This is a genomic window from Halorubrum californiense DSM 19288 (genome assembly GCF_000336875.1).
Taxonomy (GTDB): domain Archaea; phylum Halobacteriota; class Halobacteria; order Halobacteriales; family Haloferacaceae; genus Halorubrum; species Halorubrum californiense.
This window is the reverse complement of record NZ_AOJK01000039.1, coordinates 1-2,188: the sequence shown is the minus strand read 5'-3', so window position 1 is coordinate 2,188 and position 2,188 is coordinate 1. Positions and strand designations below refer to the sequence as shown.

Annotated in this window: 4 protein-coding genes; 3 read left to right on the top strand and 1 reads right to left on the bottom strand. The window is 49.5% G+C overall.

What is annotated here, in order from left to right; translation table 11 throughout:
* Positions 1-78 precede the first annotated feature (78 nt).
* Positions 79-462 carry a hypothetical protein gene (locus C463_RS08210; RefSeq protein ID WP_152422382.1) on the bottom strand — a complete coding sequence of 128 codons (384 nt, stop codon included), beginning with the start codon at positions 460-462 and terminating at the stop codon, positions 79-81.
* A 319-nt stretch (positions 463-781) separates the two neighbouring features.
* Between C463_RS08210 and C463_RS08205 the strand changes: the two genes are divergently transcribed.
* The 3 genes from C463_RS08205 (at position 782) to C463_RS20285 (ending at position 1,878) form a co-directional block, all read left to right on the top strand.
* Positions 782-1,123 carry a hypothetical protein gene (locus tag C463_RS08205; protein WP_008442678.1) on the top strand — a complete coding sequence of 114 codons (342 nt, stop codon included), beginning with the start codon at positions 782-784 and terminating at the stop codon, positions 1,121-1,123.
* Between the two features lie 116 nt (positions 1,124-1,239).
* On the top strand, positions 1,240-1,590 hold the full coding sequence (locus C463_RS17635) for an ArsR/SmtB family transcription factor (protein ID WP_008442677.1): 351 nt from the start codon (positions 1,240-1,242) through the stop codon (positions 1,588-1,590).
* Positions 1,591-1,878 carry a DUF7521 family protein gene (locus C463_RS20285; protein WP_449271959.1) on the top strand — a complete coding sequence of 96 codons (288 nt, stop codon included), beginning with the start codon at positions 1,591-1,593 and terminating at the stop codon, positions 1,876-1,878.
* The last annotated feature ends 310 nt before the right edge of the window (positions 1,879-2,188 follow it).

Below are 2,188 nucleotides of genomic sequence, written 5' to 3'. Positions count from 1 at the left end.
GATCGATCCACCTCCTTGACGACAAAAAGTGAGATTATCGTGACTTCAGAGATCGCGAACCCCGTGCCGTCATCGGATTCAACAGAGCACAGTATTGCCAATTTGTACCTGCTGGCTGATCTGTGAGACACCACCGACTTGGGTGTCGGTGAGTTCCATTTCTACCTGATAGCTCCCAGTACTGGTCCAGACATCTCCGTACGCAACGATATTACTGTTCCCGTCGGATTCTGTCGAGGGCACATCAAATTCAGCGTCAAGAACCGTCTCTCCAGCGGGATCGGTTATGTTGATAGACCCGCTGACTTCCTGACTGAGTTGGTTGAGGATATTCACCTGCTCCAGCACTCGGTCACCAATTGCGTTTAGTACTGTCGTACAACCGGCCGTCGACGCAAGAACGGCACTACCACCAACTGCGAGGGCTTGACGTCTCGTCATAGGGGTGAACTTCGAACTCATTGTGAAGGGCGTACCAATCTCTGTCGTGAGAAATCCTAAACCCCCCCCTCTTGTCTCTGAGTGTGAAACTCGAAGGTGGGAGCGAGATAGTATGCTTCAGTCGTAGCCAGCAATGGCTGTTGCTTGTGTTGCCCGGTAGCGTTTGGATCGGTTGCTCACTATGAGCCTTGAGAGACTTTCGTCGTTGATACGGTACGGGCTTTCTGCCCGTGAAACAGTTCCACCCACTTTTTCACAGAATGTCGCGCTGGACAACACGATGGCCGAATTAACGTCTCTCCGCAATCAATTATATTCGGACTTGACAGACAATCAGTTAGTGACGATCACGACGATTGGTCTCGCAGTGGTCGCATTCGTACTGGTGTCGATCGATAGTAATCCTCTCTCTGTATCAGCAGACTTCAGCGCAGGATTCCCCTTGGCACTGAGTCTAATGGACATGGCGTTCACATACAACGACTACTGGCCCGTCGACTACCAGCTGAGATACGCGATTATGTGGACGCTCATATTTGGCGTAGCCACGGTTGCTGTGTTCCTCTCCGTCTACGAATTTGGACTGACGTACGTTGGAAATCGGGGTGCGAGCATCGCGGCGTTCTTGTTAGCGGTCGGGCTACACTTCGGGAGCGCAGTTCTTTACGCATGGATACGGTAACAAATTAATATATACTTAGGATCCTGTTTGATTTGTTTATATTAAATGAGTAGGACAGTCGCTGAGTCAGCGAACTCGCATATCGGTTTAATATACTCTCATGAATAGCAGGAGTTGTGGCTGAAGATTGCCCTCCAAATGAGGTGTTCGCTCTGCTTGATGATGAGTACGCACGCTCATTGTTATCGGCTACAAGCCACGAACCTATGACAGCATCCGAGCTCAGTAATCAATGTGAAATGTCCGAATCGACAGTGTACCGTCGATTAAACAAACTCGAAGAGTGTGGCCTTGTCAGAGCCGTCCAGGTTCCTGATCCTGATGGTAATCATAAAAAGCAGTACGAAGCCCAACTTGACGAGTTGGTTGTCAGTCTGAATGACGGGGAATTTGAACTGAACCTACAGACTACCACGCGGACGCAGCAGTACGCGGACGCATTTACTAATCTCTGGGAGGGACTCTAAATGATCAGTCTAACTCTAATTCAAATCACAGAACTCCTCACAGTGCTACAACTACTTCTGGGTCTCGTGATTGTAACCCTCGCTGCGTATGGCTACCGACGTAACACTAGTCAGCCAATGCTTTTTCTTGGTATTGGTATTGCTATGATGACCCTCGTGAGTACGGCGACGACGCTTGTTAGTAGTATTCTGTTCAGTGCTTCTTTTGTCGCACCATTGAGCATGGCTGCTGAGGTAACCGGAATGAGCCTGATACTATATGCAGTCGTCTTAGCCCGCCGGAAATAGGTATTACTCTGCGTATTGATGGAACCACAAATATCGCTACCAATGAACATACAATTCATTTCTGTCTGTGAAACAGCTGAAAAGAGATTTACTAAGGGTGTGACATCATCCGTGTATGACGGGCGATAGTTCCGGGCGATAGTCTCCTACTGGCGCGCCTCATGCCACGCCCCCCCAGAAGAGGAGTCACTCGCGGCTCGGACATACACGTGGCTGTCTTCAAATGGCTGTGTTGAATCGCCATACGGCAGCGAGGTAGGCCACTAAATCAAAGGAGTTGAAGCGGGAAGATTCGGTTGCCTATGACACA